Source organism: Megasphaera sp. ASD88 (assembly GCF_002287425.1).
GTDB classification, from domain to species: domain Bacteria; phylum Bacillota; class Negativicutes; order Veillonellales; family Megasphaeraceae; genus Megasphaera; species Megasphaera stantonii.
This window is the reverse complement of sequence record NZ_NQXW01000005.1, coordinates 77,580-104,289: the sequence shown is the minus strand read 5'-3', so window position 1 is coordinate 104,289 and position 26,710 is coordinate 77,580. Positions and strand designations below refer to the sequence as shown.

The 26,710-nt window shown below is 55.1% G+C and carries 18 protein-coding genes; 15 read left to right on the top strand and 3 right to left on the bottom strand.

Annotated elements, in window-relative coordinates:
* The first annotated feature begins 2 nt into the window (after positions 1 to 2).
* The 6 genes from uvrB (at position 3) to CJ260_RS04970 (ending at position 8,970) form a co-directional block, all read left to right on the top strand.
* Positions 3 to 2,162 (top strand): excinuclease ABC subunit UvrB, encoded by a 2,160-nt coding sequence (gene uvrB / locus CJ260_RS04995; protein ID WP_095629398.1) that lies wholly within the window; start codon positions 3 to 5, stop codon positions 2,160 to 2,162.
* A gap of 3 nt (positions 2,163 to 2,165) precedes the next feature.
* Entirely contained in the window at positions 2,166 to 5,027 is a 2,862-nt protein-coding gene (uvrA, locus tag CJ260_RS04990; RefSeq protein WP_095629397.1) for an excinuclease ABC subunit UvrA, read from the top strand.
* Entirely contained in the window at positions 5,014 to 6,864 is a 1,851-nt protein-coding gene (gene uvrC / locus CJ260_RS04985; protein ID WP_095629396.1) for an excinuclease ABC subunit UvrC, read from the top strand. Before uvrA ends, uvrC begins: the two co-directional genes overlap by 14 nt.
* 79 nt (positions 6,865 to 6,943) lie before the next feature.
* Positions 6,944 to 7,591, top strand: a complete 648-nt coding sequence (locus CJ260_RS04980; RefSeq protein WP_087478105.1) for a DUF3298 and DUF4163 domain-containing protein — start codon at positions 6,944 to 6,946, stop codon at positions 7,589 to 7,591.
* A 90-nt stretch (positions 7,592 to 7,681) separates the two neighbouring features.
* Positions 7,682 to 7,843 carry a rubredoxin gene (locus CJ260_RS04975; RefSeq protein ID WP_087478104.1) on the top strand — a complete coding sequence of 54 codons (162 nt, stop codon included), beginning with the start codon at positions 7,682 to 7,684 and terminating at the stop codon, positions 7,841 to 7,843.
* 95 nt (positions 7,844 to 7,938) lie between these two features.
* Entirely contained in the window at positions 7,939 to 8,970 is a 1,032-nt protein-coding gene (locus CJ260_RS04970) for an alpha-hydroxy-acid oxidizing protein (protein ID WP_095629395.1), read from the top strand.
* Positions 8,971 to 9,104: 134 nt separating this feature from the next.
* On the opposite strand, the gene CJ260_RS04965 is transcribed toward CJ260_RS04970, so the two are convergent.
* Entirely contained in the window at positions 9,105 to 10,577 is a 1,473-nt protein-coding gene (locus tag CJ260_RS04965) for a hypothetical protein (RefSeq protein ID WP_095629394.1), read from the bottom strand.
* Between the two features lie 187 nt (positions 10,578 to 10,764).
* Here CJ260_RS04965 and CJ260_RS04960 point away from each other — a divergent pair, with 187 nt between their 5' ends.
* The 5 genes from CJ260_RS04960 (at position 10,765) to CJ260_RS04940 (ending at position 16,467) form a co-directional block, all read left to right on the top strand.
* A complete protein-coding gene (locus tag CJ260_RS04960) occupies positions 10,765 to 11,766 on the top strand; it encodes a VirK/YbjX family protein (RefSeq protein WP_095629393.1) in 1,002 nt (333 codons plus the stop codon).
* A gap of 174 nt (positions 11,767 to 11,940) precedes the next feature.
* Positions 11,941 to 12,396 (top strand): CtsR family transcriptional regulator, encoded by a 456-nt coding sequence (locus CJ260_RS04955; RefSeq protein ID WP_087478100.1) that lies wholly within the window; start codon positions 11,941 to 11,943, stop codon positions 12,394 to 12,396.
* Positions 12,397 to 12,423: 27 nt separating this feature from the next.
* Positions 12,424 to 12,942 carry a UvrB/UvrC motif-containing protein gene (locus tag CJ260_RS04950; protein ID WP_087478099.1) on the top strand — a complete coding sequence of 173 codons (519 nt, stop codon included), beginning with the start codon at positions 12,424 to 12,426 and terminating at the stop codon, positions 12,940 to 12,942.
* A gap of 3 nt (positions 12,943 to 12,945) precedes the next feature.
* Positions 12,946 to 14,031: an ATP--guanido phosphotransferase gene (locus CJ260_RS04945; RefSeq protein WP_095629392.1), complete on the top strand. Its 1,086-nt coding sequence runs from the start codon at positions 12,946 to 12,948 to the stop codon at positions 14,029 to 14,031.
* Positions 14,032 to 14,046: 15 nt separating this feature from the next.
* Entirely contained in the window at positions 14,047 to 16,467 is a 2,421-nt protein-coding gene (locus CJ260_RS04940) for an ATP-dependent Clp protease ATP-binding subunit (RefSeq protein WP_095629391.1), read from the top strand.
* A 56-nt stretch (positions 16,468 to 16,523) separates the two neighbouring features.
* Here CJ260_RS04940 and CJ260_RS04935 read toward each other — a convergent pair whose 3' ends face one another.
* Together CJ260_RS04935 and CJ260_RS04930 are read right to left on the bottom strand one after the other, a co-directional pair.
* Positions 16,524 to 16,940 carry a hypothetical protein gene (locus tag CJ260_RS04935; protein ID WP_087478096.1) on the bottom strand — a complete coding sequence of 139 codons (417 nt, stop codon included), beginning with the start codon at positions 16,938 to 16,940 and terminating at the stop codon, positions 16,524 to 16,526.
* A 36-nt stretch (positions 16,941 to 16,976) separates the two neighbouring features.
* Positions 16,977 to 17,888 (bottom strand): LysR family transcriptional regulator, encoded by a 912-nt coding sequence (locus tag CJ260_RS04930; RefSeq protein WP_014016983.1) that lies wholly within the window; start codon positions 17,886 to 17,888, stop codon positions 16,977 to 16,979.
* Positions 17,889 to 18,345: 457 nt separating this feature from the next.
* Here CJ260_RS04930 and nifJ point away from each other — a divergent pair, with 457 nt between their 5' ends.
* The 4 genes from nifJ to dtd all read left to right on the top strand — a co-directional run bounded on the left by nifJ (position 18,346) and on the right by dtd (position 26,703).
* Positions 18,346 to 21,861, top strand: a complete 3,516-nt coding sequence (gene nifJ, locus CJ260_RS04925) for a pyruvate:ferredoxin (flavodoxin) oxidoreductase (protein WP_095629390.1) — start codon at positions 18,346 to 18,348, stop codon at positions 21,859 to 21,861.
* 184 nt (positions 21,862 to 22,045) lie between these two features.
* Positions 22,046 to 24,025: a single-stranded-DNA-specific exonuclease RecJ gene (gene recJ, locus CJ260_RS04920; protein WP_095629389.1), complete on the top strand. Its 1,980-nt coding sequence runs from the start codon at positions 22,046 to 22,048 to the stop codon at positions 24,023 to 24,025.
* 12 nt (positions 24,026 to 24,037) lie between these two features.
* On the top strand, positions 24,038 to 26,257 hold the full coding sequence (locus CJ260_RS04915; protein WP_095629388.1) for a bifunctional (p)ppGpp synthetase/guanosine-3',5'-bis(diphosphate) 3'-pyrophosphohydrolase: 2,220 nt from the start codon (positions 24,038 to 24,040) through the stop codon (positions 26,255 to 26,257).
* Positions 26,254 to 26,703: a D-aminoacyl-tRNA deacylase gene (gene dtd / locus CJ260_RS04910; protein ID WP_095629387.1), complete on the top strand. Its 450-nt coding sequence runs from the start codon at positions 26,254 to 26,256 to the stop codon at positions 26,701 to 26,703. Before CJ260_RS04915 ends, dtd begins: the two co-directional genes overlap by 4 nt.
* Positions 26,704 to 26,710 lie beyond the last annotated feature (7 nt).

Genomic DNA, 26,710 nt, shown 5'->3' with positions numbered 1-26,710 from the left:
TTATGGATATACAGTCGTATTTGAATAAGGACTATGATACGTCACGGCCGTTTCGCGTGGTAGCACCGTATAAGCCCATGGGCGACCAGCCTGAGGCGATTGCCTCGTTGGCTGACGGCATCAAGTCCGGCCAATGGGCGCAGGTATTGCTTGGTGCAACGGGGACAGGCAAGACGTTTACGATGGCCAAGGTCATCGAAGCCGTGCAGAAGCCGACACTGGTCATTGCGCATAACAAGACGCTGGCGGCCCAGCTGTGCAGCGAATTCAAGGCCTTTTTCCCGGACAACGAAGTGGCCTATTTCGTCAGCTATTACGATTACTATCAGCCGGAGGCGTATATCGCGTCTACGGATACATATATCGAAAAGGACGCGTCGATTAACGATGAAATCGACAAGCTGCGCCATTCGGCGACGATGAGCCTGTTTGAACGGCGCGACGTCATCATCGTGGCCTCCGTGTCCTGTATCTACGGCTTAGGCGACCCGGAGGACTACAGCGATCTCGTCGTGTCGCTGCGGCTGGGGCAGGAAAAGACGCAGGAAGAAATTCTTCACAAGCTCGTCGATATCCAGTATTCCCGCAACGATATGAATCTCGAACGGGGTACTTTCCGCGTTCACGGCGATACGATAGAAGTATTTCCGGCGGCCTTCGACAACTCCGTCATCCGCATTGAAATGTTCGGCGACGAAATCGACAGGCTGACGGAGGTCGACGTGCTGACCGGCGAGGTCGTGGCCGAGCGCAAGCACGTGGCCATTTATCCGGCCAGCCATTATGTCACGACGAAGGAAAAAATGGATAAGGCCCTGAAGGCGATCGAGGCCGAGCTGGAAGAGCGATTGGCTGTCCTTAAGGAAGGGGGCCATTTGCTGGAAGCGCAGCGGCTGGAGCAGCGGACGCGGTACGATATGGAAATGATGATGGAAATGGGCTACTGCTCGGGCATCGAAAACTATTCCCGCCATCTGGCAGGACGGAAGGCCGGCGAAGCGCCGTACACGCTCCTCGATTATTTCCCCGATGATTTCCTCATCATGATTGACGAATCGCACGTCACCTTGCCGCAGCTGCGGGCTATGTACGCCGGCGACCGGTCGCGGAAGGAAAACCTCATCGAATACGGGTTCCGCCTGCCGTCGGCGCTGGACAACAGGCCGCTGAAATTTGAAGAATTTATCGAACGGATTAACCAGATTATCTACGTCAGCGCAACGCCGGGCCCTTATGAAATGGAAGTCCAGACCAATCTGGCCCAGCAGATTATCCGCCCGACAGGGCTCCTGGACCCGAAGGTCGAAGTGCGTCCCATTGCCGGACAGATGGACGATTTGTTGGGCGAAATACGGAAGCGGACTGAAAAGAACGAACGCGTGCTGGTGACGACGCTGACCAAGAAAATGGCCGAGGATTTGACCGATTATCTAAAGGAAATGGGCGTCCTCGTCCGCTATCTCCATTCGGATATTGCGACAATCGAGCGGGCCGAAATCATCCGCGACCTGCGGGCCGGCGTATTCGACGTCCTCGTCGGCATCAATCTGCTGCGCGAAGGGCTGGACATGCCGGAAGTGTCCCTCGTAGCGATTCTCGACGCTGACAAGGAAGGATTCCTTCGTTCCGATACGTCCCTCATCCAGACGATGGGGCGGGCGGCGCGAAACGTCGACGGCACGGTCATCATGTACGCCGACAAGATTACCGATTCCATGGCTCGGGCTATGGACGAAACGAAGCGGCGCCGCGAGGTGCAGGACGCTTACAATCGAAAGCATCATATTACGCCGAAATCCGTCAAGAAAGACGTGGTAAACCTCATCGAGCTGACGAAGGTCGCCGAAGACCAAGCCCAATATAAGGGCAAGGGCGAAAAGCTGACGAAAGAGGCTTTGCATAAGGTCATCAACACCGTGACCCAGCAGATGAAGACGGCGGCGAAAAATCTGGAATTTGAAAAGGCGGCGGAATTGCGCGACCGCCTGGGGCAGCTGCGGCAGCAGCTGGCTGATATGAGCCATGACGACACGCTGCCCAAGGAGCTGCAGGGCGAGGACATGCCCTCGTCCCGGTATGTGCGCAAGGTGCGCCGGCCCGACGCGCGGCGGAAAAAGCCGGACTTGCCGGGCAAAGCTAAGGCAAAAAGGAGTAAAACGTAACCTATGCAGGAACCATATATTAGTATCAAAGGTGCGAGACAGCACAATTTGAAAAATATAGATGTAAAAATTCCCCGTGATAAGCTCGTCGTCTTTACGGGCTTATCCGGCTCGGGGAAATCGTCTCTGGCCTTCGACACGATTTACGCCGAAGGCCAGCGGCGTTATGTCGAATCCTTGTCGGCTTATGCCCGCCAGTTTTTAGGGCAGATGGATAAGCCCGACGTCGACTATATCGAAGGCCTGTCGCCGGCTATTTCTATCGACCAGAAGACGACGAGCCGCAATCCCCGCTCGACTGTAGGCACAGTCACGGAAATCTACGACTACCTGCGCCTGCTCTACGCCCGCGTAGGCGACGCCTACTGCCCGAAGTGCGGAAAGCCTATCCGCCAGCAGACGATCGAGCAGATGGCCGACTCCGTCATGGCTCTCGGCGCGGGGGAAAAGGTCATGGTCATGGCTCCCGTCGTCGACGGCCGAAAGGGAACGCATCAGAAGGTGCTGGCCGGCCTGGTGCGGGACGGCTATGTCCGCGTCCGCGTCGACGGCGAGGTATATCTGCTGTCCGACGATATTCCCCTGGATAAGAATAAAAAGCACACCATCGACGTGGTTATCGACCGGCTGGTCATTAAGGACAGCATTTTGACCCGGCTGACCGATTCGCTGGAAACGGCGGCCAAGCTGGCCGGCGGCATCGTCCATATCCTGCGCATGAGTACGGACGAGGTGCTGACCTTCAGCCAGCATTTCGCCTGCCCCGACTGCCATGTGAGCCTGCCGGAAATCGAGCCCCATCTCTTTTCCTTCAACAGTCCCTTCGGCGCCTGCCCGGCCTGCTCCGGTATCGGCAGCACGATGGAGGTCGATCCCCATTTAGTGCTGCCGGATACAAAGAAATCCTTTGCCGACGGCGCTATCGCAGCTTTGAGCAGCAACCCCGATTCGTGGTTTATGCGCCAGCTCGGCGGCTTGCTCAAGCCCTATGGCTTTACGCTGGACAGCTGTTACGACGAGCTGCCCGGCGAGCTGCAGGAAAAGCTGATGTGGGGCTCTGACGACACGTGCGTCTTTGAGTACGAAAACCTGCGCGGCGAAGTAAAGCAGTACGCCACGGCCTTTGAAGGCGTCATTCCCATGGTGCGCCGCCGTTATAAAGAGGCATCGTCCGACATGATGCGCGACCAGTTCGAGCAGTTTATGTCGGTCAAGCCCTGCACGACGTGCGGCGGCACGCGCCTGCGCCATGAGGCGCTGGCTATTAAAATCGGCGGCCTGAATATTTCTGAGCTGACTGATTTGACTGTCGGCGACATGATTCGATTTTTTGATGGCTTGGAGCTGACGGAAAAGCAGCAGATGATCGGCCGGCAGATTTTTAAGGAAATTCGGGCCCGCCTGGAGTTTCTCCAGACTGTAGGCCTGGAATACCTGACCTTGTCCCGTACGGCCGGTACCTTGTCGGGCGGCGAAGCCCAGCGCATCCGCCTGGCGACGCAGATCGGCTCCGGCCTGGTCGGCGTTTTATACATCCTCGACGAGCCGTCTATCGGCCTCCATCAGCGGGATAACGACAAGCTGCTCCAGGCCCTGAAGCACCTCCGCGACTTGGGCAATACGCTCATCGTCGTCGAGCATGACGAGGATACGATGCGGGCCGCCGATTATATACTGGACATCGGTCCGGCGGCGGGAGAGCACGGCGGTGAAATCGTGGCCCAGGGGACGGCAGAGGATATTATGGCCTGCGAGCAGTCCCTGACGGGACAGTATTTAAAGGGGGCGAAATATATCCCTATTCCGGAGGAGCGGCGCCAGGGCAACGGGACGTATATCGAAGTCATCGGCGCGGCGGAGCACAACTTGAAGAACATCGACGTATCGATTCCCATCGGCACCCTGACCGTCGTGACGGGCGTATCGGGGTCGGGCAAGTCGACGCTGGTCAACGAAATCCTGTATAAGGGATTGGCCGAAGCCGTATACGGCACGCCCCATCGTCCCGGCAAGTTTAGGGAAATCAGAGGGACGGAATATATCGATAAGATCATCAACATCGACCAGTCGCCTATTGGCCGTACGCCCCGTTCCAATCCGGCGACGTATACAGGCGTCTTCGATTTCATCCGCCAGCTGTACAGCCAGACGCCGGAGGCAAAGGTGAGAGGCTACAAGGCCGGGCGGTTCAGCTTCAACATCAAGGGCGGCCGCTGTGAGGCCTGCCGCGGCGACGGCATCATCCGCATCGAAATGAACTTCCTTCCCGACGTATACGTGCCCTGCGAGGTATGCCACGGCGCGCGCTACAACAGGGAGACGCTGGAAGTTAAATACAAGGGGAAGACCATATCGGACGTCCTCAACATGACTGTCGACGACGCCTGTGATTTCTTTGAAAATATTCCCCGCATCCTCAATAAGCTGCGGACCCTGCAGGACGTGGGGCTGGGCTATATCCGCCTCGGCCAGCCGGCGACGACCTTATCGGGCGGCGAAGCGCAGCGCGTCAAGCTGGCGACGGAGCTGTCCAAGCGCAGTACAGGCCGGACGCTGTACATCCTCGACGAACCGACGACGGGCCTCCATGCCGCCGATATTCATAAGCTCATGGACGTACTGCAGATGCTCGTCGACGGCGGCGATACGGTTGTAGTCATCGAGCACAACCTCGACGTCGTCAAGGCGGCGGATTATCTCGTCGATTTAGGCCCTGAAGGCGGCGACGGCGGCGGCACAGTCGTAGCGACGGGGACGCCGGAGGATATCTGCCAGGTGCCGCAGTCCTATACGGGAAGATTCCTGAAGCCCGTATTGGAACGGACGAAGGACTTGATGAAGGGGAACTGCCATGGCCTTGAGTGAAGCCGTACTCGATAAGGTACGAAATTTGACGATCCAGCCCGGCGTATACTTGTGGAAAAACGACAGGGGACAGATCATTTACGTCGGCAAGGCCGTGAATCTGCGTAATCGCGTGCGCAGCTACGTCCGGCACGACGCCAAGCGCGCGCCGAAGGTGACGGCGATGATGAGCCACGCCGCCGATGTGGAAACTATCGTCGTAGCCAACGAGATGGAAGCGCTCATACTGGAAAACACGCTCATTAAAAAGCATCGCCCGCGCTACAATATCATGCTGCGCGACGATAAGACCTACCCGTATATCAAGGTGACGGTGCAGGAAGACTATCCGCGTGTCTTTATGACCCGCCGCGTCCATCGAGACGGCGCCCGCTATTTCGGCCCCTTTGCCGACGCCGGCGCCGTTCATCGCGTGCTGAAGCTCATCCAGCGGGCCTTTCGCATCCGTTCCTGCCGGACGATGCAGGCCGATCGGCCCTGCCTGCAGTACCATCTGCATCACTGCGACGCGCCGTGCGTCCACTACATTACGAAGGGTGAATACGGCAAGCTTGTAGAACAGGCCGTCGACATACTGGAAGGGCGTGATACGGGCGTCGTGCGAAGGCTGCAGGAGCAGATGGAAGCGGCGGCGGAAGAGATGGAGTTCGAAAAGGCCGCCATGTACCGCGACCAGATAACTGCCGTCAAGGTGATTCAGGAACAGCAGAACATTACGACTGTCGGCGGCGGCGACATGGACGTTCTCGGCTTTGCCGGCGACGCCGGGCAGACCTGCGTCCAGATTTACACTATCCGCCAGGGCCGCCTCATGGGACGGGAGACCTTCAGCCTGGAAAACAGTGCCGACGAAACGGCGGCCGCTTTGACGTCGGCCGTATTGGATCAGTATTACGTCGACGGCGTGTTCGTGCCCAAGGAAATTATCGTCTCGGCCGTAGAGGATAAAGAGGATTACGAACGGCGGCTGACGCTGCAGAAGGGACAAAACGTGGCCTTAGTCATCCCGCAGCGGGGCCTCAAGAAGAAACTGCTGACCATGGCCGAGGATAACGCCCGCGTTCTCCTCGAACAGCGCCGCCTCCAGTGGCAGCACGATACGGACAAGACCAGCGGAGCCGTCGAAGCCCTGGCCCGCGTCCTCGACCTGCCGCGCCTGCCGGAGCGCATGGAATGCTTCGACATATCCCACACGCAGGGGATTGAAACGGTCGCGTCGATGGTCGTCTTTGAGCACGGCCGGCCGGCGAAGCAGGAGTACCGGCGGTTTAAGCTGAAAACCGTGCAGGGGAAGCCTGATGATTTCAAATCCATGGCGGAAATCATGGGCCGCCGCTACGGCGAGCGGGACTGGCCCGCGCCGGACCTCATCGTCATCGACGGCGGCAAGGGGCAGCTTCACGCCGCCCTGCCTATTATACGCGAGGCGGGGTGCGAAGCGCCGGTTATCAGTCTGGCCAAGCGGATAGAAGAAGTATTCGTTGAAGGGCGGAGCGATTCGATTATCCTGAGCCATCACACGCCGGAGCTGCAGCTGCTCCAGGCTATCCGCGACGAGGCGCACCGTTTTGCCATTACGTATCACCGCAGCCTTCGGGGCAAGCGGAATCTCGTGTCTATCCTGGATCACATCGAAGGCATCGGGCCGAAACGGCGCAAGGCCTTGTGGGGAGCCTTTAAAAATCTGGACGCGATGAAGGCGGCTACGGTAGAAGAGCTGGCCGCCGTGCCGGGCATGACCCGGCAGGCTGCGGAAAACGTCTATTACTTTTTCCGCCTGGGAACGGATGAAAAGAGGAAAGTCGTGGAAAATAAGGCGGATTTACAGAATGTTTAAGGATTATCCCTGAAATACAATGGCATTTGCTTTTTGAACTATGGTATAATAAAGCATACACAGTACGCAGGAGGTAGGTATGATGAAAGAAAAATTAGCGGCCGCGCTGTGCGCCGCCTTGCTGGTCGGCTCGTTATCCTTCGCCGCGGCCCCGGCGACGGTGCAGGACGCGCAGAAGGCCGTATACACGAAATCAAACGGCAGCACGCTGACGATACAGTATCCGGCAGTTTCCGTCGCCGGCAACGCTGCAGCCAGCCAGAAAATCGCGCAATACTTTATAGAAGAACAAGCCAAGGCCAAGGCGTTTTTTGATAAAGAAAGCATGGAAGGCATGAAGATGACTGAAGAAAAGTCGTACGTCGTGACGCTCAACGACGGCAAGTATCTGTCCTTCATCGACCAGGGCTATATCTATTTTGACAAGGCCGCCCACCCGACGAGCTGGAAGCACGGCGTGACCTTCGATTTGGAAACGGGCGAACGGCTGGACTGGCAGGATTTGGTACGGCCAGAGGATGCGGAATTCTTTACGCTGGACCGCATCAACGCCAAGATTTTCCTGAGCAAGTATCAGCTGTCCACATATTTCGAAGGTCTGACGGAGCTGCCGAAGAATTATTACCTCGACGAAAACAAGGTCATCCACTTCATTTTCGGGCAGTATGAAATCGCGCCGTACTCGACGGGTATCGTCGACATCAGCATGGGTAAAAAGGCAAAATAAGGTTGCAAAATATCGTCCCGTATGGTATGATAGTTAAGGATTATCAATAATCGATATTTATTAATGTTTCTTTTTAGGGAGGTTTTTTCAATGGATAAATACGAATGCACCATCTGCGGTTACATTTATGACGAAGCTGAAGGCGACGCTGAAAACAACGTAGCAGCTGGCACGAAATTTGCCGATTTGCCGGAAGACTGGGCATGCCCGACCTGCGGCGCTGGTAAAGACGCTTTCGTAAAAATGGACTAATTCCAAAAGAATTAGCGTAAGTTGTTAGTAAAAGCTTACTATCATGTGGTATACTCATGATAGTAAGCTTTTTTTGTTAAAGGAGGAATATTGCAATGGATATGAAGGAAATTCGCGAACAGGCTAAAAAACGGATGAAAGGCTGCCGCGTCTGTCCGGAGTGCAACGGCAAAGCCTGTGTCGGCATGATTCCCGGCTTCGGCGGACTGCGGACGGGCCGTTCCTTTGCGCGCAATTTGGAATCGCTGCAGGAATACGGCTTGATCATGCGCAGCATGTCTGGTGTAGAAGAGCCGTCTACGGCAGTTGAAATCTTCGGCAAGACCTTAAGCCTGCCTATACTTATTGCGCCGGTAGGCGGCATTGTATTGAATGCCCAGGTCGACGGTGATCCGGAAGAAGAAGAAATCAAATACGATGAAGCTGTTTCACAGGCTGCTATGGAAGCCGGTACCTGGGCTTTTACCGGTGACAGCGGTGCGCCGTATATGTATTCTTCGGGCATCGCGTCCTGTAAAAAGCGTCCGGGCTGCGTCGTCCCGACGATTAAGCCGCGGGAAGACGACAAGATCATCGAAAAGGCCGTATTGGCGGAACAGTCAGGCGCTCCGGCCGTGGCCTGCGATATCGACGCGGCGACGCTGATCAATATGCGCATTTTCGGCCAGCCTGTCGGCCCGAAGAGCGCTGAAAGCATTGCGAAGGTAGCGGCGTCCATTCAAATTCCCTTTATCGTAAAGGGCGTCATGTCGGCGGAAGAAGCGTTGGCCTGCGCGGAAGCGGGAGCTAAGGGCATCGTCGTCAGCAACCACGGCGGCCGCGTACTGGACGGTATGGTCGGCACGGCCGACGTACTGCCGGAAATCGCCGAAGCCGTCAAGGGGCGGATTACGATCTTTGCCGACGGCGGCGTCCGTCACGGCGAAGACGTATTGAAGCTCATTGCTCTAGGCGCCGACGCCGTCCTCGTCGGCCGTCCGGCAGCCGTTGCGGCCATCGGCGGCGGCGCGGAAGGCGTCAAGCTGATGCTGGATACGTTTAAGCGCGAATTGTGCGACGCCATGATGATTACGGGCGTGCGGGATATCCGCTGCGTCAATCCCCGCATCCTCAAAAAATTAAAATAACCGCGTCGTCTTTCAGACGCAAAAAAAACAAGCCGGGCGCTGCGCTCCGGCTTGTTTTTTCCTCGGACTTGCTGGGAAGGACTGGGAAATACATTGTGAAGTATATAAGTAACTATATGACAGCATATAGCTGCTTAACGCGTTTTGTAGCCTTGGTAATCTTTCAGCTTCGTGTTGTCTTCCAGGGCTTGTTTTACCGTTTTGCCGGCGTCTAACTGGCTGATTACGTCTAAGGCTTTATCAGATAAGTAGGCGTTGTCTTTTTTGCCGAGAAGCCGGGTCTGATCGGTTGCCCACAGGACGCCGGCGTTTTCGTTGCGGCCCTGCAGGAGGAACAGCGTGTCGCCGTTTTTATTGGCTTCGGCCAAGGTAACGCCGTGTTTTTTCTGCCATGCGGCGACGGCGGCGCATAAGCCGGCATCGTCAGAACGTTCGCGGTTCAGGATTAAGACGGCCTTGGTGTTTTTATATTCCGTGCAGAAATTGAAGTCGCCCTGAGAATCCATGGCGGCGAAAACAGGGCCCTGGCCGTTGTACTTCGGCGCGATGACCTTGTCGATGGTCAGGGATTTGCCGACACCCTGGGTCTGGGCATGAAGCTCGTAGTCGTACGAGTTGATATACCGGCCCTGGGCGTCTTTTTTGTTGGTCATGCCGACGATGCCGTCGACGCCGGGAACCTGGAAGTAATCGACGGCGGCGCGTACGACGTCAACGGGCGAGGCCGTGTCAATCCAGGTGTCGATGCCGTTGTCGTTTAAGGTCTTGTACAGCTCCTTCATTTCCGGAGAGACGGTGATGCCGAGTTTGTACGATACGGATACATTGCCGGCTTCGCTCTTGTAATCGACGGGGCTGACATATTTGCCTTTGCTCCACGTCTGGCCTTTATCGGGATTACCATAGAAGCTGTGGCTTTCATAGGCCAAATTGTATACTTCGTCAGGCGTCATGCCCGTGTACCAGTACGTGACCCAGGGATAGGAAACGGAAGCGTCCATCGTATCGCCGATAGCGTCGTAGAGCCAGCGCATCTTGGCAGTGAACTCTTTATATTCCGGGCTGACCCGTACTTCGGCAGGCTGTTCCTTGCCCGTTTTGGTAATCAATCCCTTGGCGTACAATTGTTTATAAGCTGCTGCGGCGTCTTTAATGGCTGCTTCAATTGAGACGGGGCGGCCGTCGCCGTCGTCGGCGCCGTACGTCAAGGTCAGCTTATCGGCTGGAATGCCTGTGCGCAGGACGGCTTCCATCTGGTCCGGTTCAATGGCAAAGGCCAGGCGGTCGAGCTGCCAGACCATGAGCTGTTCTTCTACGTCCAGAATAGATGTCGTGTTGTCAAAATCAAAGACGGCGTACGGACGATTGGCTGCATCGTAAGATGCGGAACGATTGCCGTACATATCCATGAACTGATTTAAGGAAGCCTTCACGGTCGGTTCCCAGTTAGCGCTCTGGACATGCTGCTGCGCTGCGCTTTGGCTGACGGCGGCAGTCGGAATGGGTGCGGCCCATACGGGGGCGGCTTGTACGGCTGTAAAGATAGATAAAGCGCAGACTACACTGGCGGCGTACTTCTGCATTCGTTTTGTTGTCGTATACTTCATAAACGGAATACTCCCTTCTGGCTAATCAATGATACGTTTACTATATAAAGAATATATAAACTCGCCGTCAAAGGTATGTAAAAAACAAGTAAAAAGAGACGTTGACAGTATAAAATAAAAAAACGTATAATATAATTTATTGTTACAGTTATCATTGATGTGTTTTGGGCTAAAAGGGGGCTGTTTCATGCATAGCATATCCTATTTCTGGCGATTGTCCCGTACTATTTACGGTCCGCGCAATTTCCAGGAAAATAAGCGGGCCGTCGTTTTTTTTGTCCGCGCCGTGACGAACCGCTCTTTATTTGAAGAATTGTATTCTTTTTTCGATGCGTACGAGCCGATGAAAGGATTTTTTGATAGACAGGACCCGGATTTTCAAGAGGTCATGACCCGCGTGTTCCTGTTTAAGAATTCGACTATGCGCCAGCGCTTGGATGCGCTGCTTCACCATTTTACGATTTTGCGCACGATGTTTTCCGATGAGGTCATTCATGAATTGTATTGGGGCAAGGGCTATACGCTGTGGAAATCGCCTGACGCGTCGCTGCCTCTGGAGGTACGCCTGATTTTCGATACGGGCCAGCGGAAGGAAGGCTTTTTGTCGTTATACTTGTATCATGAAGGCGAAATGATTTATCATTTCAACTTCCGTTTCGATTACAATGCCGACGGCGCGCCGTCCATGTACATCGGTACGATTCAGGGCTCAAAGCACGGCCTGGAAACGACAAAGGCGCTGACGAAAAAGCTTTTCGGCTACCGGCCGAAGAATTTTATCCTGTACCTCATGCGCATCTTTGTCCAGACCTTGGGCATCCATGATATGTACGCTATTACCGATGAAGGATTTTATACGAACAGCCATCTGCTGCGGGGAAACCGCTCGAAGAAGACGAATTTCGACGACTTTTGGAACGACGAAGGGGCTGTGGCCGATGGGAAGGAGCAGTGGTATATTCGCCTGCCTATCGAAGAAAAGCGGCGCAAGTACGATGAAATCAAGTCACAGAAGCGCAATCTGTTTCGGAAGCGGTATCTGCTCATGGATACGATCGTACCGGCCTATATCGAGGCGATCCGAGGCCTGTTCCGCGAAGGGTTCGCGCCTGTCCCGTCTGCCGTGGACGAGGCGGCTATCGTCGACAAGCCGGCTGATTACGATCCTATCGAAGCGCCGAAAGAATAATAATATGTATATATACTGCAAGTCGTCTGCGCAGCGGCAGAGGGCTTGCAGTATTTTTTTGTCATAACAGGCCGTAGCTGCTTGCAAAAAGTCAAAAAGACGAATATAATAAAGTCAAAAAGATGAACTAATAGGCGTCTTTTTGTACGATAACCAATAGAGCAGGTGATTATGATGAGTATATTAGCTGACAAAATTGAACAATTTATTTTACATAAACTGCTGGAAGAAGAGGAAGAAAACATCGTGCTGCGCCGCAATGAATTGGCCGACGAGCTCAACTGCGCGCCGTCGCAGATCAGCTACGTCCTGAGCACCCGCTTTTCCAACGACAAGGGATTTTTGGTCGAATCGCGGCGCGGTTCGGGCGGTTTCGTCCGCATCGTCCGCCTGCGTCCGAAACAGCAGGACCGCACGCCTGTGCTGCTGGAAGAACGGCTGCCGGCGGTGAGCATTACCCTGGACGATTTGGACGGGTTTTTATTCCAGCTCATCAAGCAGCACCGCATGACGAACAGAGAAGCTATTCTCATGCATCAGACCTTTGACGCATTGTACAAGGAAATCGACGACGAGGCGAAGCGGCTGGCCGTCATCAGCCGGATTCTCCGCCATCTGAATACCCATTAGCCCATTTTCGGAAGGAGGGTGATACCGATGCTGTGCGATATTTGCAAAAAGAGAGAGGCCGTCGTTCATATTGCGTCCTTTGAAAATGGGCGGCGCACAGATCTGCATTTGTGCGCGGCGTGTGCAAAGACACATAGCAAGTTAGCTCTGTTTCAGGACTTAAATATTATCAATAATGATTTTTTCCGCAAGATGGCCTATCCCGATTATACGGGGCAGTCGGAAGAAGAGCCGCGCTGCGCCAGCTGCGGCATGACGTACGGCGAGTTTAACCGGTCGGGGCTCTTTGGCTGCCCCGATTGCTACGAAGCGTTTAAGGAAGAGCTGCCGCCGCTGTTGCGCCGCATTCACGGCCATACAAAACACGACGGCAAGGTGCCTAACCGCGGCACGGGCGTCTTCCGCACGATGACGCATATCAAGCGCCTCCGCCAGCATCTGCAGAAGCTGGTGCAGGAAGAGCGGTACGAAGAAGCGGCGAAGGTTCGCGATGAAATACGGGCGCTGCAGAGAATGCAGCCTGACGCCGGCGGAAGGGAGGGCTGACCGATGTCGTATGAATTTCTATGCAAGCCCCTCAGTCCCTGGCAGGAAAGGGCAGGCGATTATGGCGACGTCGTCATCGACAGCCGCATCCGCCTGTCCCGAAATTTAAAGAACTACGTCTTTCCCCAGCGGGCGTCTGATGCCGAATTGGCGGCTGTCTTTGCCGAAGGGCGGCGCATGACGCCGCTTTTAAGCGCTATGGGACGGGGGAGATATGCCTTTATCGATTTGGACGAGCTGACGCCTCTGCAGCGGGAGCTGATGGCAGCCAAGCATTTCGTTTCGGCCGCCCATATTACAAAGCCTGTTTCCCGGGCGGTTATCGTGCGGGACGACGGCGCGGCGGCCGTCATGGTCAACGAAACGGACCATTTCTGCATCCAGACGGCGGCGGCTGGTTTTGACCTGCAAAAGGCCTGGGACGACGCGTCTCAAATCGACGACTGCCTGGAACAGAAGCTGAATTTTGCCTATCGCGACGACTTCGGCTATTTGACGGCCAGCCCGTCGATTACCGGTACAGGGCTCATTGCCGGCGTCACGGTTCACATACCGGCGCTGGTATTGATGAAGAGGCTGAACCGCATCGTCCAGGGAATTACGAAATTCGGTTTCGCCGTGTGCGGCATGTACGGCGAACGGGATGAATATATCGGCAACATATTCCAAATCAGCAACCAGATTACCCTGGGCGTATCGGAAGAAGATATTTTAGGACAGCTGCGCAAGCTCGTTGCCCAGGTCGTGCAGGAAGAACGAAATTGCCGTCAGATTTTGTGGACCAATGACGGCGACACGATGAAGGATAAATTCTGCCGGGCCTACGGTACGCTGTCGCAGGCCTGGCTGATGAGCGAACAGGAAGGGCTGTCGCTGCTGAGCGATCTGCGTTTCGGCATCGACGCCGGCGTTATTGCAAAGCCGGCCCAGCTGTACGAGGGACTGCTGACGGCTATTACGCCGGCATACTTGCAGGCTGAAGCCGGGCGGGAACTCGGAGACACGGAGATGGAACGAGAACGGGCGGCCGTCATCCGCCGCATGGTATCGGCAGGCGACGGAGCGGCGTCTCTTCCGGAGTCCCTATAAAAGGAAGTGAGACACATGAACAATCGATTTACGAGCGACGCGAAGAAGGTACTGCGCTATGCTCAGGAATCGGCAAAATCGTTCCGTCATGATTATGTCGGGACAGAACATATACTGCTGGGCCTGGTGCTCCATACGGACAGCATGGCCGGACAGTTTTTGGCACAGCAGGGGCTGACGTCGGAGCACGTTACACGGGCGATTGAAAGCGCCGTCGGCATCGGCGAGAAAGCGACGTCGGCCCTACGGCTCACGCCGCGGACGAAACGGACCATGGAGCTGGCCGTGCGGACGGCGAACCAGCTGGGGCAGCAATATATCAGCACGGAGCACATGCTGGCCGGCGTGCTGCAGGAGCAGGGCTGCATGGCCCGGCGGATTTTGGAGCAGATGGACGTCAATCCAGACGAGCTGCTTCAGAAAATCGTCCAGCTCATGAATAACGGCGCTGCCGGCGGCGAAGCCGAAGGGCAGGCCATCGATTTATCCGAATTCGGCCGCGATTTGAACGAACTGGCCCGGGAGGATAAGATCGACCCGGTCATCGGCCGGAGCCGGGAAATCGAACGGGTCGTCCAGATTTTGTGCCGCCGTACGAAAAACAACCCCGTCCTCATCGGTGAGCCCGGCGTAGGCAAGACGGCTATTGCCGAAGGGCTGGCCCAGCGCATCGTAACGGGCGACGTGCCCGACGTACTGGCCCATAAGCGTATCTTTTCCCTCGACATGGGAAGCCTCGTCGCCGGGACGAAATACCGCGGCGAATTTGAAGACCGTATCAAGCAGGTCATCGAAGCCGTCCAGCAGGACGACGACATGATCCTATTCATCGACGAGCTTCACCAGCTCATCGGCGCGGGAGCCGTAGAGGGCTCGATGGATGCGGCCAATATCCTCAAGCCGGCCTTGTCGCGGGGCGAGCTGCAGTGCATCGGTGCGACGACGATCGACGAATATAAGAAAAATCTGGAAAAGGACGCGGCCCTGGCCCGCCGCTTTCAGACCGTCCTCGTCGGCGAGCCGTCGGAAGACGAGGCTGAACAGATCGTATTCGGCCTGCGGGATCGGTACGAAGCCTTTCACAAGGCGCGCATTACCGACGAAGCGGTCCGGGCTGCCGTCAAATTGTCGGCCCGGTACATTTCGGATCGCTATCTGCCTGACAAGGCCATCGACGTCGTCGACGAAGCGGCGGCCCGCGTGCGCATGAAGGTCTACGCGCCGTCGCAGGACGTGCAGGCCCTGGAACAGCGGCTGGCGGCGATTCGCCAGGAAAAGGACGCGGCCCTGGCTAGCGAAGAGTTTGAACGGTGCGCGTCGCTGCGCGACGAAGGCAAGAAAATCGCCGATGAAATCGCCGCGCTGAAGCAGGAAAAGAAGCGCCATGACGATGCGAAGCTCATCGTGACGGAAGAAGACGTGGCCGACGTCGTTTCGCAGTGGACCGGCGTCCCCGTACAGCAGCTGACGGAAACGGAAGCCCGTCGTCTGCTCCATCTGGAAGAAGAGCTGCATAAACGGGTTATCAGCCAGGACGAAGCGGTGACGGCGGTGGCCAAGGCTATCCGGCGGGCCCGCGCCGGCCTGAAAGACGTCAATCGTCCCATCGGCTCGTTCTTATTCCTGGGGCCGAGCGGCGTCGGGAAGACGGAGCTGGCCCGCACGCTGGCCCGTCAGCTTTTCGGCAGCCAGGACGCGATGATACGCATCGACATGAGCGAATTCATGGAACGGTACAGCGTATCCCGCCTCGTCGGCGCGCCGCCGGGATACGTCGGGTATGAAGAAGGCGGCGAGCTGACCGACGCCGTACGGGAAACGCCGTACAGCGTCGTCTTATTCGATGAAGTCGAAAAAGCCAGCGGCGATTTCTTCAACCTGCTCCTGCAGGTGCTCGACGAAGGGCGGCTGACCGATTCCAAGGGCCGCACAGTCGATTTCCGCAATACGGTCATCATCATGACCAGCAATCTCGGCGCGTCCCATTTGAAGCCGAGCGCGCCGGTCATGGGCTTTGCAGCCGGGACGGGAACCGACAAGGACAAGGCGGCGTCTTTCGCTATAGCTAAAAAGGAAATCCTCGACGACGTGAAGAAGTTTTTCCGTCCGGAATTTCTCAACCGCATCGACGAAATGCTCGTCTTCAAGCCACTGGAAACAGAGGACCTGCGGCGCATCGTGGCCCTCATGCTGGAGGACCTGGGCAGACGGCTTCAGGAAAAGGGCGTGCAGATGACCTGGACGACCGAAGCCGACGACGTGCTGGTACAGGAAGGGACCGACTTTGCCTACGGCGCAAGGCCGCTGAAGCGGGCTATCCAGAAGCTGGTAGAAGATCCCATTGCCGAGATGCTGCTGGGCGGCAGCTTAAAGGAGGGCAACGTCCTTCAGGTGGACAGCCTCGATAAAAAGGAGCTCGTCTTTACGACAACATAATACATTATATATAAGAAGCCCCTTGCCGGTTCTGTGTCGGCAAGGGGCTTTGCGTCTTACGGAGTTTCCGCTTTTGAATCTAATTTCCACGTATTCTGCAATACGCGGAAATGCAGGTCGTGCCATTTTTTTTCAATATCCTGCATGGTGATTTCCGTAGAATACAGCAAGTTATTGTGCTTTTTTACAGATTGTTCCAGCTGGGCGATTCGCGTCTGCTGAATACGGGCCTGTTCCGTCAGCGTATAAAGGTTGTACTGCAGGACGGCAATCCAGACGAATTGTACGATAACCAACAGCAGAAGGACTGCCGCCGCGCCGGCGAGAAACTTTTCCGTTCCTAACAAATCGTCCCAACGCCGGCGAAGCGACCTTTTCTGTAAGTCGAATTCCGTGGCTGCATCGGTATCGCCGCCTAAACGGCGGGAAGAAAGGGAGACGACACGGCGGATGAATTTTTCCCGTACGGACAAGGAGAACACGACCTTTCGCGCTGCAATGCGCCTGAGTTATAAATTGGAAATGACGCGGGCTTTGTTGCGGACGAAGTCGAGCCACAACTGGGCTGCGTGGGAGAGGTAATGTCCCCGTTTCCAGATAACATACAATACGTGCATGATTTCCGGCTCTACTAACGGACGGACGACGACCGATTCGGACACGCGCGGATTCGTTTCCTTCGTCGGGCAGAGGCGGCTCGGCAGGAGCGCTACGCCCAGGTTGGCCACGACGGTCTGAATCATGAGGTCGCGCTGGCTCGTTTCAAATACGATTTTCGGCTGGAAGCCGATTTTCTTGCAGTGCTGGATGATTTCGTCGTGCAGGTTGAAGTCGTCGCGATATAATACCAGCGATTCGTTGGCCAGCTTTTTCAGGGGAATAGTCTTTTCCTTGCTCAGGATGTTGTCCCGGTGAATGATGACGTTCATCGGGTCCTGGGTCAGAAAGAACGATTCGAAATCCTTTTCTTTCGGCTGGGTACAGACGATGCCCAGATCGATGAGGCCTTCCTGAACGCTGATTTCGACTTTTTTCGAGCCGTGCTCGTACAGATCAAGCTCGATCTGCGGGTATTCCTGCTTAAAGGCCCCTAAGAGATTGGCGAAAATCGGCGCGCCCGTAATAGGCGGCAGGCCGATGAGGACCGTCCCTTGCTCCAGCTTGAATTCATTTTCAAAGTCGGTCTTCAAATGTTCGAACATGAAGACGACGCGCTTGGCGTGGGAGAGGAATATCGTGCCGGCGTCGGTTAATTCCACGGCCTTGGCGTTGCGCATAAACAAGACGACGCCTAGTTCTTCTTCCAGGGCCTTGATCGTGCGGCTGATTGCAGATTGGGAAATATGCAGCGTCCGGGCCGCTTTGCTGAAGGATTTTTTATCGGCGACTTCTACAAAATATTTGAGATGATGAAAATCCATAATGCCACCTCCCTATAATAATACCTAAACAGTATACGTTTACAAAATAGCACAAACCAATGTTCAAAATCGCATCGCAATCCGGCATAATCCTATTGAATTTCAATTTGCTTAGGCATATAATTAACTCGTAAGGAAAAGTTACAAAGTCGTTCGGATGTGATGGTCAGAAAATACATAAAAAAGGCGTGAGTGTGCAAAACTGTAATACTATCATTATAGTATTACAAATTTGCAATAATATCAATACCTTTTTTGAATATTATCCGTACCTTCCTGTTTTTATTTTTGAAGCGGGACGCGTGTGCCTGCCTTGTGAATAGAATCACAGACTGGAAGCTGTGATGCATGCAACGCAAGGGACGCGCGAGTAAATTCGGAATGTCTTTTAACTTTGTCTGCAATATAGGAAAACCTATATTGAGGTATATATTTTTATAAGGAGCGTGTTTTATCTATGAGCAAATTCAAAACCATGGATGGCAACGAAGCAGCTGCATGGGTGTCCTATGCATTTACTGAAGTTGCCGCAATTTATCCGATCACGCCGTCTTCGCCTATGGCCGAACATGTCGATGATTGGGCTGCAGCAGGCATGAAGAACCTCTTTGGTCATCCGGTCAAAGTTTTCGAAATGCAGTCTGAAGCTGGTGCAGCTGGCGCATTCCACGGTTCTTTGCAGGCAGGCGCTTTGACGACTACATATACGGCATCCCAGGGCTTCTTGCTGATGATCCCGAATATGTACAAAGTTGCCGGCGAACTTCTCCCGGGCGTATTCCACGTTTCCGCTCGTGCGTTGGCTAACCATGCCCTGAGCATTTTCGGCGACCACCAGGACGTTATGTCCGCTCGTGCTTCCGGCTGCTGTCTCTTGGCTGAATCCAACGTACAGGAAGTTATGGACCTCGGCGGCGTAGCTCACTTATCCGCTTTGAAAGGTTCCTTGCCGTTCATCAACTTCTTCGACGGTTTCCGTACGTCTCACGAAATCCAAAAAGTTGAAGTTATGGACTTCGAAAACTTCCGTAACCTCATCGACTGGGACGCTGTAAAAGCTTTCCGCAAACGCGCTTTGAACCCGGATCATCCGGAAATCCGCGGCACTGCAGAAAACCCGGACGTTTACTTCCAGCACACAGAAGCCAGCAACAAATACTACGAAGCTATGCCTGATATCGTAGCTGGCTACATGGATGAAATCTCCAAGATTACGGGCCGCACCTACAAACCGTTCAACTACTACGGCGCTGAAGACGCTGAATATGTCGTAGTTTCCATGGGCTCCTTGTCCGACGTAGCTAAACAGGCTGTCGAATACTTGCAGAGCCAGGGCGAAAAAGTCGGCGCTATCAACGTTCACCTCTATCGTCCGTTCTCCAATAAATACCTCCTCAACGTATTGCCGAAGACGGTTAAGAAGATTGCCGTTATCGACCGTACGAAGGAACCGGGCTCCCTCGGCGAACCCCTGTACCTCGATATCGTCGGCTTCGTAAAAGAAGAAGGCCTCAATATCGACGTTATCGGCGGCCGCGCCGGCTTGGGTTCCAAAGACGTTCTGCCGGAAGACATCTTGTCCGTATTCACGGAACTCAAGAAAGAACATCCGCTCAACGGCTTCACCCTCAGCATCGAAGACGACGTTACGAACCTGTCCCTCCCGCGCGCACCGAAGATGCCGCTTGACACGACGGGCCTTACGGCTTGCAAATTCTGGGGCTTCGGCTCTGACGGCACGGTCGGCGCTAACAAGTCGGCTATCAAGATCATCGGCGACCACACGGATATGTATGCTCAGGCATACTTCGCTTATGACTCCAAGAAATCCGGCGGCGTAACGATTTCTCACCTGCGTTTCGGCACGAAGCCTATCGACATGCCGTACCTCATCGACGCAGCTGACTACATCGCTTGCCATCGTCAGTCCTATGTAAAACGCTTCGACCTGCTCCGCGGCATTAAAGACGGCGGCACGTTCATGCTGAACTGCACGTGGACCGACGAAGAACTGGACAAAGAACTGCCGGCTAAGATCAAACGCGACATCGCTAAGAACCACGTTAAATTCTATACGTTGAACGGCGACGCTATCGGCCAGAAACTCGGCCTCGGCACCCGCATCAACATGGTAATGCAGGCTGCGTTCTTCGCATTGGCAAAAGTTATTCCTCTGGAAGACGCTGTTAAATACCTGAAAGACTCCATCGTTAAGAGCTACGGCAAGAAAGGCCAGAGTGTCGTCGACATGAACTGGGCTGCTGTTGACGCCGGCGTAAGCGAATTCCATGAAGTCAACTATCCGGCTTCCTGGGCTGACGCTGTCGACGAAGTAGTAGAAAGCCGTCCGGCTCCGGAATACTTCACGAACGTTGCAGCTCCGATGCTCGGCCAGGTTGGCGACGACCTCGCTGTATCGGCATTCATCGGCCGTGAAGACGGCACGATGCCTTCCGGCACGTCCAAATTTGAAAAAGCAGGCCCGGCTCTCCATGTTCCGTCCTGGGATGCTGAAAAATGTATCGGCTGCATGCAGTGCTCCTTCGTCTGCCCGCACGCTACGATTCGTCCGGTATTGACGACGAAAGAAGAAACGGCTGCTGCTCCGGCTGGCTACAAAGTAGCTGCTAAAGCTAAATCCGGCAAAGAATACGACGTTGCTATCATCGTCGACCAGCTCGACTGCCTCGAATGCGGCAGCTGCGTAAACGTCTGCCCGGTTAAAGCCCTCACCATGGTTCCGAACACGGACGAAGAACGTGCTAAGATGGACTTCTGGTACTATGGCACGGAAAAGGTTGCTCCGAAAGCTAACCCGCAGAACAAATACAGCGTTATCGGCTCCCAGTTCGAAACGCCGCTCCTCGAATTCTCCGGCGCATGCGCAGGCTGCGGTGAAACACCGTATGTCAAACTCGTTACGCAGCTCTTCGGCGACCGCATGATGATCGCCAACGCTACAGGCTGCTCCTCCATTTGGGGTGCATCTGCTCCGGTTGCTCCGTACACGACGAACGCTGCCGGCCATGGTCCTGCATGGGCTAACAGCTTGTTCGAAGACGCTGCTGAATTCGGCCTCGGCATGTTCATGGGCGTCGACAAAGTCCGCATGGATTTGGTCGCTAAACTCGACGAAGCAAAAGCTGTCGCTTCGGAAGAACTCCAGGCTGCTTTGAGCGACTGGGCTGCTAACGTACACGAAGGCGAAGGCTCCCGTGAACGTGCTGACAAGCTGACGGCTCTCCTCGAAGCTGAAGCTGCAGGCAAACCGGTTCTCGAAGACTTCCTCGACAAGAAACAGTTCTTCGTAAAACGTTCTCAGTGGATCATCGGCGGCGACGGCTGGTCCTATGATATCGGTTACGGCGGCGTTGACCACGTCCTCGCTTCTGACAACGACGTAAACGTCCTCGTACTCGATACGGAAGTTTACTCCAATACGGGCGGCCAGTCCTCCAAGGCTACTCCGACGGCTGCTATCGCACAGTTCGCTGCTGCCGGCAAACGCACGAAGAAGAAGGACCTCGGCATGATGGCTATTTCCTACGGCTATGTATACGTAGCTCAGGTAGCTATGGGCGCCGACAAGAACCAGCTCATCAAAGCTCTGAAAGAAGCTGAAGCTTACCATGGCCCGTCCCTCGTCATCTGCTACGCTCCTTGCATCAACCACGGCATCCGCAAGGGCATGAGCAAGAGCCAGACAGAAGAAAAACTCGCTGTCGAATGCGGTTACTGGGATCTGTTCCGCTATAACCCGGCTCTCAAAGAAGAAGGCAAGAATCCGTTCAGCCTCGACTCCAAAGAACCGGATTACAGCAAATTCCAGGAATTCCTCCAGGGCGAAGTTCGTTATGCTTCCCTCCAGAAGGCACTCCCCGAAAAAGCTGCTGAATTGTATGCGAAGACAGAAGCCGACGCTAAGAACCGCCGCGAAACCTATGTACGTTTCCAGAAAGGTTTTGAAGCTTAATCTGCAATGTCTGAACGCTGCATAGCGTACGTATAAAGAAAACTGCTGCACCATACGGTGCGGCAGTTTTTTTTCATGAAAATAACAGTTTTTTTCATCAATGTCTTTATTTTGAGAATATAACGTGGTAGAATAAGAATATGATTATTGATAGTGATTATTTATGAGAATGCGTTGTGATGTCATGAAAAAAAGATGGCGCGTCATTCCGGCAGACGAAGGCTGCGCGCGCTCATTGTCTGAACAACTCCATATATCACCTATACTGGCGCAGCTTCTGGTACATAGAGGTATCACCTCGGCAGAATGTGGGCGCCATTTTCTCTATGATTCGCTGGAACAGAGCTGCGACCCTTTTTTGATGAAAGGGATGGAAAAGGCAGTGCAGCGCATCTGCCGGGCCATAGAAGGGAAAGAGAAGATTATCATTTACGGAGATTATGACGTAGACGGCATTACGGCTACGTCGCTTCTGTATTGGGTCTTGTCGGATTTGGGCGCCGAGCCCTCTTTTTATATACCGGAACGGCAGAGCGAAGGGTACGGCCTCAACCGGGATGCCGTACAGCATTTGAAGGACGAGCATACGAATGTGCTGATTACGGTGGACTGCGGTATTTCCTCCTACGATATTGTCGATTCCTTCCGCGGCGACATGGATATCATCGTGACGGATCACCACGAGCCGCCGGCAGACATACCGCCGGCCTACGCCGTGCTGAATCCCAAGCAGGAAGGCTGCGCCTATCCGTTTAAGGAGCTGGCCGGCGCCGGCGTGGCTTACAAGCTGTGCCAGGCCTTGTGGCTCCGCCTGTGCGGCGAGGCCCTGGCCGGGTATACGGAAATCGCCGCCTTAGGGACTATCGCCGATTTAGTTCCCTTGACGGGGGAAAACCGCATCATCGTTCGCGACGGACTGCAGCGGATGAAAGAAGGCTATAATACGGGCCTTCAGGCGCTGCTGGCCGTATCGGGCCTGACGCCGGATTCGATCAGCGCCGGCCGCATCGCTTTTACGGCGGCGCCGCGCCTCAACGCCGCCGGCCGCATCAGCCACGCCGAAAAGGGCGTGCGCCTTTTGCTGGAAACGGATCAAGAAAAAGCCGGGCGCATTGCCGAAGAGCTGAACGAGCTGAACAAGGAACGGCAAGATATAGAGCACGACATCGCCAGGCAAGCGGTGCGGCAGATTGAAGCGGAGAAGAGAAGGGATGACGGCGTGCTCGTCGCCTACGGGCAGGACTGGCATGCCGGCGTTATCGGCATTGCGGCGTCGCGGCTGGTAGAAGAGTATTACCGGCCGTCGCTGGTCATCAGCGTTCACGACGGCGTCGGCAAGGGCTCGTGCCGGAGTATTGCCGGCTTTAATATGTACGAAGCCCTGCAGTATGCCGACGACTTGCTGATTCAATACGGCGGCCATCCCATGGCGGCTGGATTTTCCATACAGGCCGACCGCATCGAGGACTTCCGCCAGCGCTTGATAGACTATGCGGCGGCCCACATGAAGGAAGAAGACTATATTCCGCAGCTGGCCGTGGACGGCGAGCTCCGGCCCGACGATATCACCCTGTCTCTGGTCGGCGAGCTGAGCCAGCTGGAGCCCTACGGCATGGGCAACAGCCGTCCCGTTTTTTCCCTGCAAGGCTGTACGGTCGACGAAGCCCGGCCTATCGGCAGGGATAAAAAACACCTGCGCCTGGTCCTGCGCAGCGGCAAGCATACGCGGATATCCGGCGTGGGATGGTCTATGGCAGAGGCCTGCGACGAAATCATGGAAGGCGACTGCATCGACGTGGCCTTTCAGCTGGAACGCAACGAGTTCAACGGCGTGGCGTCGCCGCAGCTCGTCGTGCAGGACCTGCGCGGCCCCGATATTCCTGTCCATTTAGACCGGACAGTTATGATAGATATATATTTGGCCTTGAAAAAATGCATTCCTGAATGGGGGATGCCCGTATGGCAGGTGCAGCAGCGCGCCTTGGCGGCTGAAGGCGACCGGTATGAAGCTCATGCCATTTATGCGGCGATCCTCGTGCTGAAGGAAATAGGCGTTTTAAAAATACGAAGCGACGTAGACGGCCCGTCTTATTATTTTCCCGTCCTCTCCGGGAAAATGTGCCTGCATATGTCGCCGACATATCAGAAATACAGTAAGACCTAAGGGGGAATTTGTATGGAACATAAAGATGCAGCAACGGCCTTTACCGAGCCGGATAAAGCGTTTCAACATTTAATCGATACGATTCACAACTATCTTCCCGACGCCGGCTGCGACGACGTAAAGAAGGCCTATGCCTTAGCTTCCGAAGCCCATAAGGAACAGCACCGGGCCAGCGGCGAGCCCTATATCCTCCATCCGCTGGCTGTGGCCCAGATTTTGGCGGATATGAAAATCGACACGCGGACTATTACGGCGTCTCTTCTGCACGATGTCGTCGAAGATACGGACTATACGCTGGACGATTTGAAAAATCTCTTCGGCAAGGAAGTAGCCTTCCTCGTCGACGGCGTTACGAAATTGAGCCGTCTCAATTACCGGACCAAGGAAGACCAGCAGCTCAACAGCATGCGCAAGATGTTCCTGGCTATGGCCAAGGACGTGCGGGTCGTCGTTATCAAGTTGGCTGACCGCCTGCACAACATGCGGACCCTGCGGTACATGCGCAGCGACAAGCAGAAGCGCATCGCCCAGGAAACGCTGGAAATCTTCGCGCCCCTGGCTCATCGCCTCGGTATTTTCAATATCAAGTGGGAATTGGAAGACTTGTCCTTCCGTTATTTGGAGCCCGATAAATATTACGACCTGGTAGACCAGATGAAGCAGAAGCGGCACGTCCGTGAAGAAATCATCAACGAAGCGATCGACGTACTGCGCAAAGCCCTGGAGGACGCCCATATCCAATGCGAGATCAACGGCCGGCCGAAACATTTTTACAGCATTTATAAAAAGATGAAAAAAGATAACCGCGATCTCAGCCAGGTATACGACTTGTTCGCCATCCGGGTCATCGTCGATTCCGTTCAGGACTGCTACGGTGTCCTGGGCATCGTCCACAGCTTGTGGAAGCCCCTGCCGTACCGCTTCAAGGACTACATCGCCATGCCGAAGCCGAACAACTACCAGTCCCTGCATACGACGGTCATCGGCACGAGAGGGCAGCCCGTAGAAATCCAGATTCGGACCTGGGAAATGCATCACATCGCCGAATACGGCGTCGCGGCCCATTGGCGGTATAAGGAAGGCAACGCCAACGCCGGCAAGAACGAATTCGACGAAAAGATGGGCTGGCTCCGCAACCTCCTCGAATGGCAGGATACGAGCAATCCCCAGGAATTCGTCAACGCCCTCAAGCTCGACGCCTTTTCCGACGAAGTATTCGTCTTCACGCCGCGGGGCGACGTCATCGACCTGCCCCAGGGGGCTATTCCCATCGACTTTGCCTACCGTATCCATACGGACGTAGGCCATCGCTGCGTCGGCGCTAAGGTAAACGGCAAGATCGTGCCGCTGGATTACGCGCTGAAAAACGGCGATATCGTAGAAATCATCACGTCTAAGGTCGGGAAGCCCAGCCTGGACTGGCTGAAAATTGTCGGCAGCTCCGAAAGCCGCTCGAAAATCCGCAACTGGTTCAAGAAGGAAAATAGAGAAGACAATATTCTGAAAGGCGCTGAAGCGCTGGAACGGGAATGCAAGCGCTTAGGCCACGACTGGAAGGCCATCAATACGGCGGGCCGCCTGGCCCGGGTTGCCAAGCAGATGAACGCCGGCTCGGAAGACGACCTCGTCGCCGCCGTAGGCTACGGCGGATTCGCCGTCAATACGGTCCTCATCAAGCTGCTGGAGCTGCATAAGAAGGAACTGCAGAAGCAGGAAGAAAAGAGCAGCCTGTCTATGATAGAAAAGCTCAAGCCGAAGAAGCCCGTCAAATCCAACGGCACGGGCGTACTGGTCAAGGGCGAGCCGGGCCTTCTCGTACGGCTGGCCAAGTGCTGCAGCCCCGTGCCGGGCGACCCGATCATCGGCTTTATTACGCGGGGCCGCGGCGTTTCAGTCCATCGGGCCGACTGTCCTAATATCAGCAACAACCAGAACGACATCGACCGCCTCATCGACGTGGAATGGGAATACGGCAGCAATGAAAACTTTGAAGTCAGCATGGAAATCGTCGCCTACGACCGCACGGGCATCATGGCGGAAATCATGGCGGCCCTGGCGGAAATGAAGATTTCCGTCCTGTCTGTCAACGCGAAAGTCAACGACACGAAGAGCGTTACGATTCATATGAGCATCAGCATCAAGGATTTGGCTCAGTTTGAATTCGTCACGACGAAAATCCGGCGCTTGAAGGACGTATACCTCGTACAGCGCTATACAGGAGGACAGCAATGAGAGCAGTAGTGCAGAGAACGCTGACGTCGTCCGTGACGTCGGAAGGCGTGGAAACGGGCCGCGCAGGATTGGGCCTGACGGTCCTGCTGGGCGTGGCCCAGGACGACGACGAAAAGGACGCGCTGTACATGGCGGAAAAGATCTCCAACCTGCGTATTTTTGAAGACGACAAGGGAAAGATGAACCGATCCCTCGTCGATATCGGCGGCGACATGCTCGTCGTGTCGCAATTCACCCTGTGCGGCGACGCCCGCCATGGACGCAGGCCCAGCTTTACCGAAGCAGCGCCACCGGAATTGGCCGAAGCGCTGTATGAGAAGTTCGTCTCCGCCGTGAGCGCCATGGGCATCCGCACGGCTACGGGCCGGTTCCGGACGGAAATGGTCGTTTCGCTGGAAAATCACGGCCCGGTTACGATCCTCGTAGACAGCAAAAAATTATTTTAGGAGGACA

Bases quoted from the DNA above. Each gene is read 5' to 3' on its own strand.
- uvrA (WP_095629397.1), top strand. From the start codon at position 2,166: ATGCAGGAACCATATATTAGTATCAAAGGTGCGAGACAGCACAATTTG.
- recJ (WP_095629389.1), top strand. From the start codon at position 22,046: ATGAAAAAAAGATGGCGCGTCATTCCGGCAGACGAAGGCTGCGCGCGC.
- CJ260_RS04980 (WP_087478105.1), top strand. From the start codon at position 6,944: ATGATGAAAGAAAAATTAGCGGCCGCGCTGTGCGCCGCCTTGCTGGTC.
- CJ260_RS04945 (WP_095629392.1), top strand. From the start codon at position 12,946: ATGTCGTATGAATTTCTATGCAAGCCCCTCAGTCCCTGGCAGGAAAGG.
- CJ260_RS04975 (WP_087478104.1), top strand. From the start codon at position 7,682: ATGGATAAATACGAATGCACCATCTGCGGTTACATTTATGACGAAGCT.
- nifJ (WP_095629390.1), top strand. From the start codon at position 18,346: ATGAGCAAATTCAAAACCATGGATGGCAACGAAGCAGCTGCATGGGTG.
- CJ260_RS04955 (WP_087478100.1), top strand. From the start codon at position 11,941: ATGAGTATATTAGCTGACAAAATTGAACAATTTATTTTACATAAACTG.
- dtd (WP_095629387.1), top strand. From the start codon at position 26,254: ATGAGAGCAGTAGTGCAGAGAACGCTGACGTCGTCCGTGACGTCGGAA.
- CJ260_RS04950 (WP_087478099.1), top strand. From the start codon at position 12,424: ATGCTGTGCGATATTTGCAAAAAGAGAGAGGCCGTCGTTCATATTGCG.
- CJ260_RS04965 (WP_095629394.1), bottom strand. From the start codon at position 10,577: ATGAAGTATACGACAACAAAACGAATGCAGAAGTACGCCGCCAGTGTA.
- CJ260_RS04915 (WP_095629388.1), top strand. From the start codon at position 24,038: ATGGAACATAAAGATGCAGCAACGGCCTTTACCGAGCCGGATAAAGCG.
- CJ260_RS04970 (WP_095629395.1), top strand. From the start codon at position 7,939: ATGGATATGAAGGAAATTCGCGAACAGGCTAAAAAACGGATGAAAGGC.
- uvrC (WP_095629396.1), top strand. From the start codon at position 5,014: ATGGCCTTGAGTGAAGCCGTACTCGATAAGGTACGAAATTTGACGATC.
- uvrB (WP_095629398.1), top strand. From the start codon at position 3: ATGGATATACAGTCGTATTTGAATAAGGACTATGATACGTCACGGCCG.
- CJ260_RS04930 (WP_014016983.1), bottom strand. From the start codon at position 17,888: ATGGATTTTCATCATCTCAAATATTTTGTAGAAGTCGCCGATAAAAAA.
- CJ260_RS04940 (WP_095629391.1), top strand. From the start codon at position 14,047: ATGAACAATCGATTTACGAGCGACGCGAAGAAGGTACTGCGCTATGCT.
- CJ260_RS04960 (WP_095629393.1), top strand. From the start codon at position 10,765: ATGCATAGCATATCCTATTTCTGGCGATTGTCCCGTACTATTTACGGT.